General features: G+C 35.8%; 15 protein-coding genes and 1 tRNA gene. 12 read left to right on the plus strand and 4 right to left on the minus strand.

Going from position 1 to position 14,764, the window contains the following annotated elements; all coding sequences use genetic code 11:
* Positions 1 to 22 precede the first annotated feature (22 nt).
* A complete protein-coding gene (locus METIN_RS04675) occupies positions 23 to 2,026 on the plus strand; it encodes an acetate--CoA ligase family protein (protein WP_013100343.1) in 2,004 nt (667 codons plus the stop codon).
* Positions 2,027 to 3,196: a hypothetical protein gene (locus tag METIN_RS04680; protein ID WP_013100344.1), complete on the plus strand. Its 1,170-nt coding sequence runs from the start codon at positions 2,027 to 2,029 to the stop codon at positions 3,194 to 3,196.
* Here METIN_RS04680 and cbiB read toward each other — a convergent pair.
* From cbiB to METIN_RS04700, 4 genes are read right to left on the minus strand one after another with little or no spacing between them, the layout of a single operon-like run.
* On the minus strand, positions 3,150 to 4,088 hold the full coding sequence (gene cbiB, locus METIN_RS04685; RefSeq protein WP_013100345.1) for an adenosylcobinamide-phosphate synthase CbiB: 939 nt from the start codon (positions 4,086 to 4,088) through the stop codon (positions 3,150 to 3,152). The genes METIN_RS04680 and cbiB overlap by 47 nt on opposite strands.
* Positions 4,088 to 5,068 carry a THUMP domain-containing protein gene (locus METIN_RS04690; protein ID WP_013100346.1) on the minus strand — a complete coding sequence of 327 codons (981 nt, stop codon included), beginning with the start codon at positions 5,066 to 5,068 and terminating at the stop codon, positions 4,088 to 4,090. The genes cbiB and METIN_RS04690 overlap by 1 nt, the downstream gene beginning before the upstream one ends.
* Positions 5,065 to 6,027, minus strand: a complete 963-nt coding sequence (locus METIN_RS04695; protein ID WP_013100347.1) for a transcription initiation factor IIB — start codon at positions 6,025 to 6,027, stop codon at positions 5,065 to 5,067. The genes METIN_RS04690 and METIN_RS04695 overlap by 4 nt, the downstream gene beginning before the upstream one ends.
* Complete coding sequence (locus METIN_RS04700; protein ID WP_013100348.1) at positions 6,027 to 6,245, minus strand: hypothetical protein; 219 nt, start codon at positions 6,243 to 6,245, stop codon at positions 6,027 to 6,029. Before METIN_RS04700 ends, METIN_RS04695 begins: the two co-directional genes overlap by 1 nt.
* 133 nt (positions 6,246 to 6,378) lie before the next feature.
* On the opposite strand from METIN_RS04700, the gene METIN_RS04705 reads away from it, so the two are divergent.
* From METIN_RS04705 to METIN_RS04750, 10 genes are all read left to right on the plus strand, one after another.
* Positions 6,379 to 6,491 (plus strand) — tRNA-Met (locus METIN_RS04705).
* 62 nt (positions 6,492 to 6,553) lie between these two features.
* Entirely contained in the window at positions 6,554 to 7,354 is an 801-nt protein-coding gene (gene surE / locus METIN_RS04710) for a 5'/3'-nucleotidase SurE (protein ID WP_013100349.1), read from the plus strand.
* A 51-nt stretch (positions 7,355 to 7,405) separates the two neighbouring features.
* Positions 7,406 to 8,404, plus strand: coding sequence for a TRC40/GET3/ArsA family transport-energizing ATPase (locus METIN_RS04715; protein ID WP_013100350.1), 999 nt, complete (start codon positions 7,406 to 7,408; stop codon positions 8,402 to 8,404).
* A complete protein-coding gene (gene npdG / locus METIN_RS04720) occupies positions 8,405 to 9,073 on the plus strand; it encodes an NADPH-dependent F420 reductase (protein WP_013100351.1) in 669 nt (222 codons plus the stop codon).
* Positions 9,074 to 9,112: 39 nt separating this feature from the next.
* Positions 9,113 to 10,045, plus strand: coding sequence for a glutamine-hydrolyzing GMP synthase (guaA, locus tag METIN_RS04725; RefSeq protein ID WP_013100352.1), 933 nt, complete (start codon positions 9,113 to 9,115; stop codon positions 10,043 to 10,045).
* A 4-nt stretch (positions 10,046 to 10,049) separates the two neighbouring features.
* Positions 10,050 to 10,592 carry a FumA C-terminus/TtdB family hydratase beta subunit gene (locus METIN_RS04730; protein ID WP_013100353.1) on the plus strand — a complete coding sequence of 181 codons (543 nt, stop codon included), beginning with the start codon at positions 10,050 to 10,052 and terminating at the stop codon, positions 10,590 to 10,592.
* Complete coding sequence (locus tag METIN_RS04735) at positions 10,589 to 11,488, plus strand: carbohydrate kinase family protein (protein WP_013100354.1); 900 nt, start codon at positions 10,589 to 10,591, stop codon at positions 11,486 to 11,488. The genes METIN_RS04730 and METIN_RS04735 overlap by 4 nt, the downstream gene beginning before the upstream one ends.
* On the plus strand, positions 11,485 to 12,405 hold the full coding sequence (gene nadA, locus METIN_RS04740) for a quinolinate synthase NadA (RefSeq protein WP_013100355.1): 921 nt from the start codon (positions 11,485 to 11,487) through the stop codon (positions 12,403 to 12,405). Before METIN_RS04735 ends, nadA begins: the two co-directional genes overlap by 4 nt.
* 78 nt (positions 12,406 to 12,483) lie before the next feature.
* Complete coding sequence (locus METIN_RS04745; RefSeq protein ID WP_013100356.1) at positions 12,484 to 13,713, plus strand: TldD/PmbA family protein; 1,230 nt, start codon at positions 12,484 to 12,486, stop codon at positions 13,711 to 13,713.
* Between the two features lie 13 nt (positions 13,714 to 13,726).
* Positions 13,727 to 14,758, plus strand: a complete 1,032-nt coding sequence (locus METIN_RS04750) for a type II glyceraldehyde-3-phosphate dehydrogenase (protein WP_013100357.1) — start codon at positions 13,727 to 13,729, stop codon at positions 14,756 to 14,758.
* Positions 14,759 to 14,764 lie beyond the last annotated feature (6 nt).

Raw genomic sequence — 14,764 nt, forward strand, 5'->3', positions numbered from 1 at the left:
AAACTCTTTGGAGGTTTAAATAATGTTTAACCCAAAGGCTATAGCTATAATAGGAGCCACACCAAAGGAGGGAAAGGCTGGCTATTCTATATTAAAAAACTTATTAAAGTTTAAAGGTAAGCTCTATCCTATAAATCCTAAGTATAGTGAAATATTTGGAATTAAATGTTACAAGTCTATCTTAGATGTTGATGACAAAATTGACTTAGCTATAATTGTTGTCCCCAATGTTGTTGTTCCCCAAGTCTTGGAAGAATGTGGAAAAAAGGGGGTTAAGTATGTTGTCATCATCTCAGCTGGTTTCTCTGAGGTTGGAAATGTAGAGTTAGAAAATAAAGTTAGAGGTATTTTAAAGAAGTATAATATAAGAGCTATAGGACCTAACTGCTTTGGGCTAATAAATGCTCATATAAATTTAAATGCCACCTTCTCAAAGGTTTTTCCTGAGAAGGGGAATATCTCTTTAATCTCACAAAGTGGAGCTGTCATAGATGCAATCTTAGATATTCTTCCTCTCTTAAATATTGGAGTTTCTAAGGTTGTTAGCTTAGGGAATAAAATAGATATTCAAGAGAGTGACATCTTAGAAATACTAAAGGATGATGAAGAGACAAGGGTTATAGGGATTTACTTAGAAAGCTTAAAGGATAAAAACTTTTTGAAAGTGGCTAAGGAAGTGGCTAAGAAAAAGCCTATCATTGTTTTAAAAGCTGGGAAAAGTGAAGCTGGGAAGAGAGCAGCTAAGTCACACACTGGAGCATTGGCAGGAGAGAATGAGCTTTATGAAGCTATCTTTAAGCAGTGTGGCTTTATCATAACTGAAACCTTTGAGGAATTTGTTGATGCCTTACATGTCTTTTCAACACAGCCAGAGATGAGAGGAAATAAAGTAGGAATTATAACAAATGCTGGAGGATTTGGAGTTTTAGCAGCAGATGCCTCTGAGAGCTATAACTTAGAGTTACCAGAATTTAGTGTTAAGGAAGAGTTGAAGGAAGTGTTAAAGAATGCAAATATCTCTAATCCACTTGACATTATTGGAGATGCTACCCCTGAAAGATATGAGAAGGTTGTTAAGATTGTGATGAAGGATAAAAATATGGATGGCTACTTAATTATCTTAACCCCCCAAGAGATGACTAAGCCCTTAGAGGTTGCTGAAAAGTTAGTGAGAGTTGAAAAGGTCAAGCCTTTAGTAACCTCATTTATTGGTGGAGTTTCAGTTAAAGGGGCTAAGAGCTTTTTAAGGAAGCATGGAATTCCATCTTACATAACCCCAGAGAATGGAGTTAAAGCTTTATCTAATTTATATAAATTTTATAAGCTAAAGATGAGAGAGGAAAATGAGGAAGAGATTAAAGAGATTTTAGAAGAATTTTTAAATATTAAAGAAGAGAATAAGGAGGAAATTAGAGAGCTAATTAAGAAAGGAGATGAATATTCAATTAAAAAACTTCTCTCCCTTTACAACTTCCCTGTTCCAAGGGGTTATATAGTTGAGAGTGAAGAAGAAGCTGAAGAAGTGGCTAAAAAATTAGGAAGAGTGGTTTTAAAAGCTTTAAATGTTTATCATAAAACAGATGTTGGGGCTGTTATAATAGACCCTGAGGATGTGAGAGAGGCTTATAAAAACTTGGCTGAGAAATTTGGAAATAAAATTTTAATTGAGGAGTATATAGATGAAAGAGGAGTTGAGCTAATATTTGGAGGGAAGAGAAGCTTATATCCTCTATTTTTAGTTGGTTTAGGTGGAATCTTTACTGAAGTGCTAAAGGATGTTTCCCTTGCTATCCCTCCTGTTGATAGAAACTATATAAGAGAGATGTTGAATGAGCTTAAAGGAAGTAAGTTGTTAAAGGGCTATAGAGGAATAGAGGTAGATTTAGATTACTTAATAGACTTGCTCTTCAAACTTTCCATCTTCTTCTATATCCATGATGAGATAAGAGAGATAGACTTAAATCCTATCTTAGCCTATAAAGATGGAGCTAAAATATTAGATGCTAAAATTGTGAGAGGGGAGTAAATGATCTATGTCTCAATAGCACCATTTGGAATTTTTGGAAGCTCTAAAGAGGAAATTAAAAGCTTAGAAGATATTGAATATAAATTACTATTTAAAGAGGAGGAGATCCCTGAACTCCTCTATCTCCTTAGAGTTAACCCAAATAAGGTTTTGGAGAGAATAGAGGATTGGGGAGAGGTTAAGGTTGAGCTCTTCTCAACTGAACCTTTTGAGATTGGAAACTTCATTAGAGAAAATTTATTTGAGATAGGTAAAGAGCTTGGCTACTTTAAAGATTACAATGACTTTAGAGAAAAGATGAGCCTTTGGGGTCAGGAGTTAACTAAGAGGTTGATAAAGAGCTATTCTCACCAGAAGGATAAGGTTATTATTCAAGTCTCTGAAGCCATCTCTGACTTAGATAAGGTTATAAACTTACTCTCTGAAAGGTTGAGGGAATGGTATTCTCTATACTTCCCTGAGTTAGATAGCTATATAGAGAAACATGAGCTCTTTGCTGATCTCATTATAAAGTTTGGGAGAAGAGAGAACTTTACAAGATCAAAGCTTAAAAAAATTCTACCTTCAAAGTTGGCTGAAAAGATAGCTAAGGCTGCTAAGAACTCAATGGGTGGAGAGTTAGAGGATGAAGATTTAAAAGCTATAGTGAAGTTTGCTGAGGAAGTAAAAAGGCTCTATGAAAAAAGGAAAGAACTCTATAGTTACTTAGAAAGACTTATGAATGAAAATGCCCCTAACCTCTGTAAGTTAGCAGGGGTTACCTTAGGAGCTAAGCTCATCTGCTTAGCTGGAGGTTTAGATAGATTAGCTAAGTTACCAGCTTCAACCATCCAAGTTTTAGGTGCTGAGAAGGCTTTATTTGCCCACTTAAGGAAGAAAGTTCCTCCACCAAAGCATGGAGTTATCTATAACCATCCTCTCATTCAGGGCTCTCCAAAGTGGCAGAGGGGGAAGATAGCAAGAGCCTTAGCTTGTAAGTTAGCTATTGCAGCAAGGGCTGATGTAAATAATGACTATATAGCAGATTTTTTAATGGAAAAGTTGATGAAGAGAGTTGAAGAAATTAGAAGGAAGTATCCAAAGCCTCCTAAGAGGAAGAAGGAGAAAAAGAAGGAGAAGAAGTTTAAAAATAAGAAAAAGAAGAAGAAAAAGAAAAAGCCAAAAAAATAATTGTATAGAGTAAAAGGAAAGCTATAACAGTAAGGTCAACAGCTAAGAAAGCCTTTAAAGCTTTTTCCTTAGTTATCTTTCCAGAGCCTAACTTATAATAATTTATTTTCTCCAAGGTTATGTCTAAAGCATTAGCCACTATTGCCATTGTGTAGCCAGAGTTTGGAGACTCTAATTTATTAACCTCTCTCAAGCCAAGAAGAGCTTTCTTAAAGTTTCCATAGAGAGGAGAGGTTAAAATTAACAAAGAACAAGAGATCCTTGCAGGGATAAGGTTAAGGATATCATCTAACCTTGCTCCAAACTTTCCAAAGTAAAAATATCTCCTATTTTTATAGCCTATCATAGCATCTATTGTATTCACAGCTCTATAAATGAAAGCTCCTTTTAAACCAAAAAGAATAGCATAGAAAAGAGGAGCTATAATACTGTCAGTTATATTTTCTGTTAAGCTCTCAACAGCAGCTGATAACACATGATCCCTATCTAAGTTACTGACATCCCTACTTACTATTTTCCTCACTTCTTTTTTAGCCTCTTCCAAGTCATCAATTTTTAAAATTGGAGCCTTACAAAACTCTATTAAGGATTTGTAGCCTATGGTGGTTGATAAAATTAGTGAGTAGAGGGGAATAGATAAGTAAAAAGGGAGAGAGATTATTAAGCTCTCTATGAAGCTTATAATAATAAATATTATTAAAATAGTAACTATAACCAAGAGAGAGCCACTTATAAAATCTAAAATCTTATGTTTCCCTTCAGTGTTTGGTAAAACCCTCTCTAAGTATAAAATTAACTTACCAATTAAAACAGTTGGATGTATCTTTTCAGGAGGTTCTCCAAGAAGCCTATCAAATAAAATAGTTAGGTAGAGAATAATTGGATTTAGTATTATCCCACCTTTCTTAAAATTAGGGTTCTCTCCCACCTTGTATTACTCTTTAACTTAACAACTTTCTCTAACTTTATATTCTCCAACTTATCTATATAGCTTAAAACTTCCCTTAAATTATCTTTAACCTTTCCCCTCTCTCCCTTTAAAGTATAAATTATATAACCATTATTTTTTAGATTTTTTAAGAACCTCTCTATCAAGCTAAAAGATTCTAATGGGTAAAGGTTGGTGTCATTGGTTATTAAATCTAAGGTTTCCTCTATCTCTACTTCTTCAGCTCTCTTCTTTATATGAACTATATTCTCTCTTTTAACCTTTAGCTCTGCTGGATCAACAGCATAAACTTTCTTAGACACTTCACTCAAAACCTTAACCCAACCTCCAGGTGCTGAGCCTATGTCTAAGACAACATTCAAGTCTTTAAAAATATGAGGAAATTTATCTATTAATTCTCTAATCTTATTTTCAGCTCTTGATATTGGCCTCTCCTTATATTTATTTATTCTCTCCATTCTCCTTATATTCTCCTCAAAAACAATCTCTTTAAAATCTTTAGTAAATAAGCTTATGTAAGCCTTATCTTGCAAGATCTCAACATTCACTTTAAAATCAAAATTTTTTAAGCTAACTTTATAGCCAAGCTCTCTAATTTTCTCCCCTAATGCTCTCTCAAGTTCTTCACTTGTGAAGCTATGCCTTCCTCTTCTATTACATCTAACTACAAAGCTTCCTCTTGGCTTCTTCTCTTCAATTAAAGATAAAGTTAAGTTTTCAATATCTTCTAAGCTTCCTTCTCTCTCAATAGGAATTAGCTTAAAAATATATTTTGATTTCTTAATTTCCTCTAAAATCTCTTCTAAGCTCTCTCCCTTAACCTTTAATATCCCTCTAAAAGGAGTATATTTTATAAAGCTAAACTCCCTCTTTAACCTATCCTCAAATCCTGGCTTTGTTGTTATTAAGGCCAAGGTTTTCATAGTGTGACATCTATATCTAAGTGTTCAGTTAATTCCTTATATCTATTCCTTATTGTAACCTCTGTAACTCCAGCTACTTCAGCAACCTCTCTCTGTGTCCTTCTATGCCCTAAAAGGACACTTGCTATATATATAGCAGCTGCAGCCACTCCTGTTGGGCCTCTACCACTTGTTAATCCTTTCTCAGCAGCTTTCTTTAATATCTGTATAGCCTTTGACTCAACCTCTCCAGGTAGGCCAAGCTCAGAGGCAAATCTTGGAACATAGTCTATAGGATTTGTTGGAGCCAACTTTATCTTTAACTCTCTTGCTAAAAATCTGTAAGTTCTACCTATCTCCTTCTTATCAACCCTTGAAACCTCGGCTATCTCATCCAAGGTTCTTGGCACTCTATACTTTCTACAGGCTGCATAGATGGTTGCAGCTACCACACCTTCAATACTTCTTCCTCTTATTAACCCCTTACGTACAGCCTCTCTGTAAAGGAGGGAGGCATGTTCCTTAACATGCTTTGGCAAGCCTAACTTAGAGGCTATTCTATCCAACTCAGAGAGAGCAAAGGCTAAGTTCCTCTCAGAGGCATCTGAAACTCTAATTCTTCTCTGCCACTTCCTTAATCTATAAAGCTCAGCCCTCTTATTGGCTGAAATATCTTTCCCATAAGCATCTTTATTTCTCCAGTCAATAACTGTTGATAATCCCTTATCATGTATAGTATATGTCATTGGAGCCCCAACTCTACATCTCTTAACCTTCTGCTCATGATCAAATGCTCTCCACTCTGGCCCAGCATCAAATATTTGCTCCTTAATGACACAACCACACTTAGCACAGACAATTTCAGAAGAATCACTTACAATTTCCTTACTTCCACAGATTGGACAAACTAATTCCTCCTTTTCCTCATTTTTTTCCTCTTCTCTCTTCTTCTCCTCATATTTTAAAATAGCCATAGACATCACTTTTTATTTTTATATTTGGATTTATCAATAAAAACAACATCAGGGATAAAATTTTTTAAGGGCTTGATCTTAATATATGGCTTAGCTACTGGGCCAAAGATGTCTACAACAACACCATATAACTTTCTCTTATAATAGACCTTATCTCCTATCCTTGCCTGACCTCTTCCTATGATGAACCCTTTAGGTGTCTTATGAAGAACTTTTATTTTCATCCTCTCCCCAAAAAGTATATATATAACATCAACAGAAAAATATAAAAAGCTTTCTATTTTGTTATTTTCTATATATAGTTTAGCTAATATAAGTAAATTTTATATATCTCTTTGGTTTTAATTTATATCCCGTGCCGAGGTGGCTTAGCTGGTTATAGCGCCCGGCTCATACGGACCTTCCCCAGCATTCCGCTGGGGTCCTGGGAAACCGGGAGGTCGGGGGTTCGAATCCCCCCCTCGGCACCATTTATTTTTTATAAACCCTATTTTCATTTATTTGAATATACTATTTCTTTTGTGGTGGGATAATGGATATATTAATAGTTAATGATGATGGAATCTACTCCCCTTCTTTAGTCTCACTTTACAGAGCCATAAAAAATAGATTTGAAGATGCCAATGTTGTAATTGTTGCTCCAACAAATCAACAGAGTGGGATAGGAAGGGCTATAAGTTTATTTGAACCCCTGAGGATGAGCAAGGTTAAGTTAGACAAAGATATTTATGGCTATGCTGTCTCTGGAACACCTACTGACTGTGTAATCTTGGGGATATATAAGATTTTAAATAAGGTTCCTGATTTGGTTATCTCTGGAATTAATATAGGGGAAAACTTAGGAACTGAAATTATGACCTCTGGAACCTTAGGGGCTGCCTTTGAAGCTGCTCATCATGGAGCTAAGGCAATAGCTTCATCTTTACAGATAACCTCTGATCACCTAAAATTTAGAGAGCTTGACATTCCTATAGACTTCAGTGTTCCAGCAGAGATAACTGTTAGGATAGCTGAGAAATATTTAGAGCATAATTTTCCCTGTGATGTCATAAATTTAAATATTCCTGAAAATGCTACTCTTGAAACTCCAATAGAGATAACAAGGCTGGCAAGGAAGATGTATACAACACATGTTGAGGAAAGGGTGGATCCAAGGGGAAGAAGTTACTATTGGATAGATGGTTATCCTGTCTATGAGGAGGAAGAGGATACAGATGTCTATGTTTTAAGGAAGAAAGGGCATATTTCTCTAACTCCTCTAACCTTAGACACAACAATAAAAAATCTTGATGAATTTAAGAAAAAGTATGAAGAGATTATCAAAAAAATATAAAACTAAGTTCAATTATTAAAAACCTATAAAAGTTTTTGAGGGTGAAGTCTATTGTTATCAGCAATTAAAAATAAATTAAAAAGTATAACAGAAAAGAAGTTAGAGAAGGAGGGAACAAAGTATATTATGTTTGGAGGTAAGGGAGGAGTTGGAAAAACAACCATGAGTGCAGCAACAGGGGTTTATTTAGCTAACAAGGGGGTTAAGACTGTTATAGTCTCAACTGATCCAGCTCATTCATTGAGAGATATCTTTGAGCAGGAGTTTGGTCATGAGCCAACAAAGGTTAAGGGCTTTGACAACCTATATGTTGTTGAAATAGATCCTCAGAAGGCTATGGAGGAATATAAGGAGAAGTTGAAGGCTCAGATTGAAGAAAATCCATTCTTAGGGGAGATGTTGGAAGAGCAGTTAGAAATAGCTTCTCTCTCCCCAGGAACTGATGAGAGTGCTGCTTTTGACACCTTTTTAAAGTATATGGAGAATAATGAGTTTGATGTTGTCATCTTTGACACAGCTCCAACTGGACATACATTGAGATTCTTAGGAATGCCAGAGATTATGGATAAATACTTAACCAAGATGATAAAAATTAGAAAGCAGATGAGTGGCTTTATGAAGATGTTTAAGAAGTTTTTACCATTTGGAGGAAAGGATGAGGATATTGACTATGATAAGATGTTAGAAGAGCTTGAAGAGATGAAGAAGAGGATAGAGAAGGCAAGGGCAATTCTCTCAGATCCTGAGAGAACCTCTTTTAGATTAGTGGTTATTCCTGAGGAGATGAGTATCTTAGAGAGTGAAAGAGCTATGAAGGCTCTTCAGAAGTATGGAATTAATATAGATGCTGTTATTGTCAACCAATTAATCCCTGAAAATGTTCAGTGTGAATTCTGTAGAGCAAGGAGAGAGCTACAATTAAGAAGATTGGAAGAGATTAAGGAGAAGTTTGGAGATAAGGTTATAGCCTATGTCCCTCTCTTAAAGACAGAGGCAAGGGGTGTAGAAACCCTAAGAGAGATAGCTAAAATACTATATGGTGAAGAGTAAATGAAAATCTCCATCATTGGAGGGACTGGAGAGCAAGGCTTTGCCTTAGCTTTAAGACTTCTCATTAAAGGTTTTCATGTAATCATTGGGTCAAGGAGTGAGGAAAAGGCATTAATGACAGTAGAGGAGATTAAAAAAATTTTAGGGGAGAGATTAAAGGGGAAGGTTGAAGGGAAGAACAATATAGAGGCTGCTAAGGAAGGAGATGTTGTAGTCTTATCAATTCCCTATGAATACACTATTCCAACAATTAAGGCTTTAAAGGATGAGTTGAAGGGAAAGATAGTTATCTCTATGGGAGTTCCCTTAGCTACAGCTATTGGAGACAAACCTACAAGGCTCTTATATCCTCCAGATGGCTCTGTGGCTGAGATGGTTCAGAATATTTTAAAAGAGAGTAAGGTTGTTGGAGCCTTACAGAATGTTAGTAATAAAGTTCTTAGAGACATTGAGAAAGAGGTTGATTGTGACATCTTAATAACTGGAGATGATGAAGAGGCTAAGAGAGTTGTTAAAGAGATCTTGGAAAAGATAGATGGAGTTAGGGTTATAGACTGTGGAGACTTGGAAAAGTCAAGAATTGTTGAGAGTATAACAGCTCTATTAATAGCCCTAAATATCAAGTATAAAGCTGAGACAGGCATTAGAATAACCAACTTAAAAATTTAATCTCTTTTTTTATTTTAAAAATTTTTGGAGGTTTAAACAATGTTTAGCCCAGAGAAATTTATTGAAGATGCTATAAAGGAAATTAAGGAGAAGATAGGGGATAGAAAGGCTATAATTGCCTTAAGTGGAGGAGTTGACAGCTCTGTGGCTGCAGTATTAACCCATAAAGCTATTGGAGATAAGTTAGTGGCTGTTTTTGTAGATACTGGGTTAATGAGAAAAGGGGAGAGGGAAGAGGTTGAGAGGGTTTTTAGAGATCAGTTAGGCCTAAATTTAATTGTTGTTGATGCCAAAGAAAGATTTTTAGAGGCTTTAAAAGGGGTTAAAGACCCTGAGGAGAAGAGGAAGATCATAGGAAAGTTATTCATTGATATATTTGAAGAAATTGCTGAGAAGGTTAAGGCTGAAGTGCTTGTCCAAGGAACAATAGCCCCAGATTGGATAGAAACTGAAGGAAAGATAAAGAGCCATCATAATGTTGCTCTCCCCCATGGGATGGTTTTAGAGGTTGTAGAGCCATTAAGAGAGCTTTATAAAGATGAGGTTAGAGAAGTTGCCAAAGCCTTAGGGTTGCCAGAGAGCATAGTTTATAGGCAACCCTTCCCTGGTCCTGGGTTAGCTGTCAGAGTTTTAGGAGAAGTAACTGAGGAGAAGTTAGAGATCTGTAGAGAGGCTAATGCAATAGTTGAAGAAGAAGTGAAAAAAGAAGGCTTAGATAGAGAGCTCTGGCAATACTTTGCAGCTGTTCTTGACTGTAAGGCAACAGGGGTTAAGGGAGATGAGAGAGAGTATAACTGGATTGTAGCCATAAGATTGGTTAGCTCAATAGATGCCATGACTGCCCATGTTCCAGAGGTTCCTTTTAGCTTGCTGAAGAGGATAAGTAAGAGGATAACTTCAGAAATTCCAAATGTGGCAAGGGTTGTTTTTGATATAACTGACAAGCCACCAGCAACTATAGAATTTGAGTGAAACTATGAAAGTTGGTGACATCATCTATTACTCTGGAACTATCTACACTGCAAGAGATAAGGCTCATATGAAAATTATAGAGTTGTTAAAGAGAGGGGAAGAGTTACCTTTTAACTTAGAAAACTCTATTATCTACCATGCTGGTCCTATCATGAAAAAAACTGAGAATGGTTGGAAATGCATCTCTATAGGCCCAACAACTTCAGCAAGGATGAACTCTTTAGAGGAGGAGTTTATTAAATTAACTAAGATCTCAGCCATTGTTGGTAAGGGAGGGATGAAAGAAGAGCTTTTAAAGACTTTCCATGAGTATAAGGTTTCATACTTATCAGCCCCTGGAGGTTGTGCAGCCTTATTGGCAAAGAGTATTAAGAGGGTTAAGAATGTCTATTTTTTAGAGTTAGGGATGCCAGAGGCTGTTTGGGAGTTAGAGGTTGAAAACTTTGGTCCTTTGGTTGTAACTATGGATTCAAACTTTAACAGCATATATAAAGAGGTTAATGAGAGAGCAAGAGAGAAATTAAAGAGTTTGGTGGATCAGATATGATAACATGTATTGGCCATACAGCTTTAGACTATATTTTTAATGTTGAGAAATTTCCAGAGCCAAATACATCAGTTCAGATCCCATCAGCTAAGCTTTACTTTGGTGGAGCAGCAGCTAACACAGCTGTGGGGATAAAGAAGCTTGGAGTAGATTCAGAGCTCTTCTCCTGTGTAGGCTATGATTTTAGAAATAGTAAGTATGAAAAATATTTAGAAAACTTGGGAGTTAAGTTAAATCTCTACTACTCTGAAGAGGAAGAAACTCCAAAGGCTTGGATCTTCACAGATAAAGAAAATAACCAAATAACCTTTTTTCTCTGGGGGGCTGCTAAGCACTATAGAGAGATAGAGGCTCCAACATTTAATTCAAAGATTGTCCATTTGGCCACTGGTGATCCTAAGTTTAACCTGCAGTGTGCAAAGAAGAATTATAAAAAGAGTTTAATCTCCTTTGATCCAGGACAAGATCTTCCCCTATACAGTAGAGAGGATTTAAAAGACATTTTGAATTATGCCAATTTCTTATTTATGAATAGGCATGAGTTTGAGAGGGCTAAGAAATTGCTAAATTATGAGTTAGAAGACTTCTTAAATCACTTAGATCTCTTAGTTGTAACCTTTGGAAGTAAGGGAAGTAAGATATTCACAAAAAATGAGATAATTGAGATTCCAGTTATCAAGCCAAGGAAAGTTACTGATCCAACTGGAGCAGGAGATGCTTACAGGGCTGGATTTTTATCCTCTTACATTAAGGGCTATGACTTAAAAACCTGTGGCTTGGTTGGCTCAGCTGTTGCCTCATTTGTTGTTGAAGAAAAAGGGTGTCAGAGTAATTTGCCAAGCTGGGAAGAAGTTTTAGAGAGGCTAAGGTTAGAGGGTTTCAAGGTGGAACTATGAACATTGTAGAAAAGATAGACAAGCTTAAGGAAGAAAAAAATGCTATTATTTTAGCCCATAACTATCAGCCAAAGGAGATTTTAAAGATAGCTGACTTTGTTGGAGACTCTTTAGAGCTATGTATTAAGGCAAGTGAAACCAACTCTGACATTATAGTCTTTGCTGGAGTTGACTTTATGGCTGAATCAGCCAAGATATTGAATCCTGAGAAAAAGGTTTTACTTCCAGAGATTGAAGGAACTAAGTGTCCTATGGCTCATCAGCTTAATAGAGAGATAATTTTAAAATATAAAGAGAAGTATAAGGCTCCTCTTGTTGTCTATGTAAATACTACTGCTGAAACTAAGGCTTTAGCAGATATAACTTGCACATCAGCAAATGCTGATAAGATAGTCTCTTCCTTGGAAGAAGATTTAATTCTCTTTGGTCCTGATAAAAACTTAGCATACTATATAAAAAAGAGAACTGGGAAAGAAATTATAAACATTCCAGAGGATGGAGGATGCTATGTCCATCAAAAGTTTAGCTTAGAAGATGTCTATAGGGTTAGAAAGCTATATCCTAAGGCTACTCTCTTAGTACATCCTGAATGTAACCCAGAGGTTCAGGAAGAGGCTGATGTAATAGCAAGTACAAGTGGAATGGTTAGATATGTTTTAAACTCTGATGAGGAAGAATTCATTATAGGAACTGAGAGAGACTTAATAGGAAGAATTGAGTTAGAACTTGAAAAATTAGGGTTAAAAAAGAAATTGATTCCACTAAGAGATGATGCCATCTGTAAGGAGATGAAGAGGATAACCTTGGAGAAGATATTAAAGAGCTTAGAAGAGGAGAGATATGAGATAAAGTTAGATGAGGATACTATTAAGAAAGCTAAGAAAGCTATTGAGAGAATGATTGAGTTGTCTAAGTAAGACTATTTTTTAGATTTTTTAGATATTTAGATTTTTCAGTTTCTATTTTAGCAAACAATTAAATTTTTAGGGATTAAGATGATAGAGAAGCTCTTAAAAATTGGTGAAAAGGAAGGTTTTGATGTGGAGATCTTCATTGAGGAAGGAGTTAGCTTAGATGTGGAACTTGATGGGAAAAGCTTAGATAGCTTTGAACACCATGAAGGCTTTGGTATAGGGGTTAGGGTAAAGAAAAATAATAAGGTTGGCTTCTCTTACTCAAAGGAGTTGAGTGAAAAAGTAGTTTATGATGCTATGAAAAACTTGGTTAATGACAAAATAGACTTTGCCTACCCATCAAAATATAAAAATCCAAAAGTATTTTCTAAGAAGGTTTTGGAGTTAGAGGATAAGGAGCTTGCTGATCTATTGATATACTTAAGAGATAACATTATTGGCACTCCTCTCTCTGGAGGTGTTGGGAAGGGTGTAGGGAAGGTTAGAATTGTTAATTCCTATGGGTTAGATGTTGAGGAAACATACACTCTATTCTCAGCTGGCATCTCAACCATCTATAAAGATGAAACAGCCTATGAGGGGAAGACAAGGGTAGATATCTTCAACTTAGATGAGATTGTTGAGAAGGTTAATGAGCTTGCTAAGAGGGGAGTTAATGGAAAGAAGTTAAGATACAAGGGAAATATTATTTTATCTCCAAGGGCATTAAGCTCTCTCCTAACTCCTTTAAAATTAGCTATAAATGCTGAAAATGTTCAAAGAGGAAGGAGTGTATTAAAAGATAAGATAGGAGAGCAAGTTTTTAGTGAGCACTTAACAATTATAGATAATGGAGTTATTGACTATGGGCTTGGCTCTTCTAAGTTTGATGGGGAAGGGATAGCTAAGGGTGAAACCACCATTGTAGAGGATGGGGTTTTAAAGAACTATATCTATGACATAAAGAGAGCTTTAAAAGAAGGGAGGGGAAGTACTGGAAATGCTTCAAGGAGCTATTCCTCTCTTCCCTACATCTCAACAAATAATTTAATAATAAGAGAAACCAATAATAAAATAGAGAGCTTTGATAACTATGTTTATATAGAGTGTGTTATTGGCTCTCATACTGCAAATATGATAACTGGAGACTTCTCTGTTGAAATTCAAAACTCCTATTTATATAAAGATGGAGAGATAATTCCAATAAAGAAAGGTTTATTTAGTGGGAATATCTTTAACTTGCTAAAAGAGGCTCTTCCTTTAAAAGGAAGTGAGCAGAGAGGGAAGTTAATAAGTCCTCCTATCTTAGTTGAAGGGGAGATAATTAATTAATTTTGGTGAGATAATGAAGGCTAAGGTTTTGATAAATGGCTATGGCTCTATTGGGAAGAGGGTAGCTGATGCAGTCTCAGCTCAGAAGGATATGGAGGTTATTGGAGTTACAAAGACAAAGCCAGACTTTGATGCTAAGTTAGCCACTGAGTTAGGCTATAAGTTATATTGTGCCATCCCAGATAAAGAGAGAGTAAAAGCCTTTGAAGAAGCTGGAATTCCTATAGAAGGAACTATCTTAGATGTGATTGAAGAGGCTGACATTGTTGTAGATGGGGCTCCAAAGAAGGTAGGGAAGGAAAACTTAGAGAAGATATATAAGCCAAATAAGGTTAAGGCTATTTTGCAAGGTGGTGAGAAGGCTAAGGATGTTGAAGATAACTTTAATGCCCTCTGGAGCTATGAAAGATGCTATGGTAAGAGCTATGTTAGAGTTGTTTCCTGTAACACAACTGGTTTATGTAGAATCTTATATGCTCTAAAAGACTTTGGGATAAAAAAGGCAAGAGTTGTTTTAGTTAGGAGAGGAGCAGATCCAAATGATGATAAAACTGGACCAATAAATGCTATTAAGCCAAATCCTGTAACTGTTCCTTCTCACCATGGTCCAGATGTAGTTTCAGTAGTTCCAGAGCTTAAAGATAAGATAATAACTTCAGCTGTAATAGTTCCAACCACCTTAATGCATCAACACACCCTAATGGTTGAGGTTGAGAGTGAAGTTAAAAGAGAAGACATTTTAGAGAAAATTAATGAAACTCCAAGGATAATATTGGTTAGAGAAAAAGAAGGATTTAGCTCAACAGCCAAAATTATAGAGTTTGCAAGAGACTTAGGTAGGAAAAGATATGATCTTCCAGAGTTATGTGTCTGGGAAGAGAGTGTTAATACCTTAGGAAATGAAATATTCTTAATGCAAGCTGTCCATCAAGAGAGTATAGTGGTCCCTGAAAATATAGATTGTATAAGAGCTATGTTAGAGATGGAAGATGATAAGTTTAAATCTATAGAGAAGACAAATAAAGCTCTAAACTTAATAAAATAAAAAATT

This window comes from Methanocaldococcus infernus ME (assembly GCF_000092305.1).
Taxonomy (GTDB): Archaea; AGJL01; Methanococci; order Methanococcales; family Methanocaldococcaceae; genus Methanocaldococcus; species Methanocaldococcus infernus.

Coding starts and splice junctions, on each gene's coding strand:
- METIN_RS04675 (WP_013100343.1), top strand. CDS start 23: ATGTTTAACCCAAAGGCTATAGCTATAATAGGAGCCACACCAAAGGAG.
- METIN_RS04680 (WP_013100344.1), top strand. CDS start 2,027: ATGATCTATGTCTCAATAGCACCATTTGGAATTTTTGGAAGCTCTAAA.
- METIN_RS04690 (WP_013100346.1), bottom strand. CDS start 5,068: ATGAAAACCTTGGCCTTAATAACAACAAAGCCAGGATTTGAGGATAGG.
- METIN_RS04695 (WP_013100347.1), bottom strand. CDS start 6,027: ATGTCTATGGCTATTTTAAAATATGAGGAGAAGAAGAGAGAAGAGGAA.
- METIN_RS04700 (WP_013100348.1), bottom strand. CDS start 6,245: ATGAAAATAAAAGTTCTTCATAAGACACCTAAAGGGTTCATCATAGGA.
- surE (WP_013100349.1), top strand. CDS start 6,554: ATGGATATATTAATAGTTAATGATGATGGAATCTACTCCCCTTCTTTA.
- npdG (WP_013100351.1), top strand. CDS start 8,405: ATGAAAATCTCCATCATTGGAGGGACTGGAGAGCAAGGCTTTGCCTTA.
- guaA (WP_013100352.1), top strand. CDS start 9,113: ATGTTTAGCCCAGAGAAATTTATTGAAGATGCTATAAAGGAAATTAAG.
- METIN_RS04730 (WP_013100353.1), top strand. CDS start 10,050: ATGAAAGTTGGTGACATCATCTATTACTCTGGAACTATCTACACTGCA.
- METIN_RS04735 (WP_013100354.1), top strand. CDS start 10,589: ATGATAACATGTATTGGCCATACAGCTTTAGACTATATTTTTAATGTT.
- nadA (WP_013100355.1), top strand. CDS start 11,485: ATGAACATTGTAGAAAAGATAGACAAGCTTAAGGAAGAAAAAAATGCT.
- METIN_RS04745 (WP_013100356.1), top strand. CDS start 12,484: ATGATAGAGAAGCTCTTAAAAATTGGTGAAAAGGAAGGTTTTGATGTG.
- METIN_RS04750 (WP_013100357.1), top strand. CDS start 13,727: ATGAAGGCTAAGGTTTTGATAAATGGCTATGGCTCTATTGGGAAGAGG.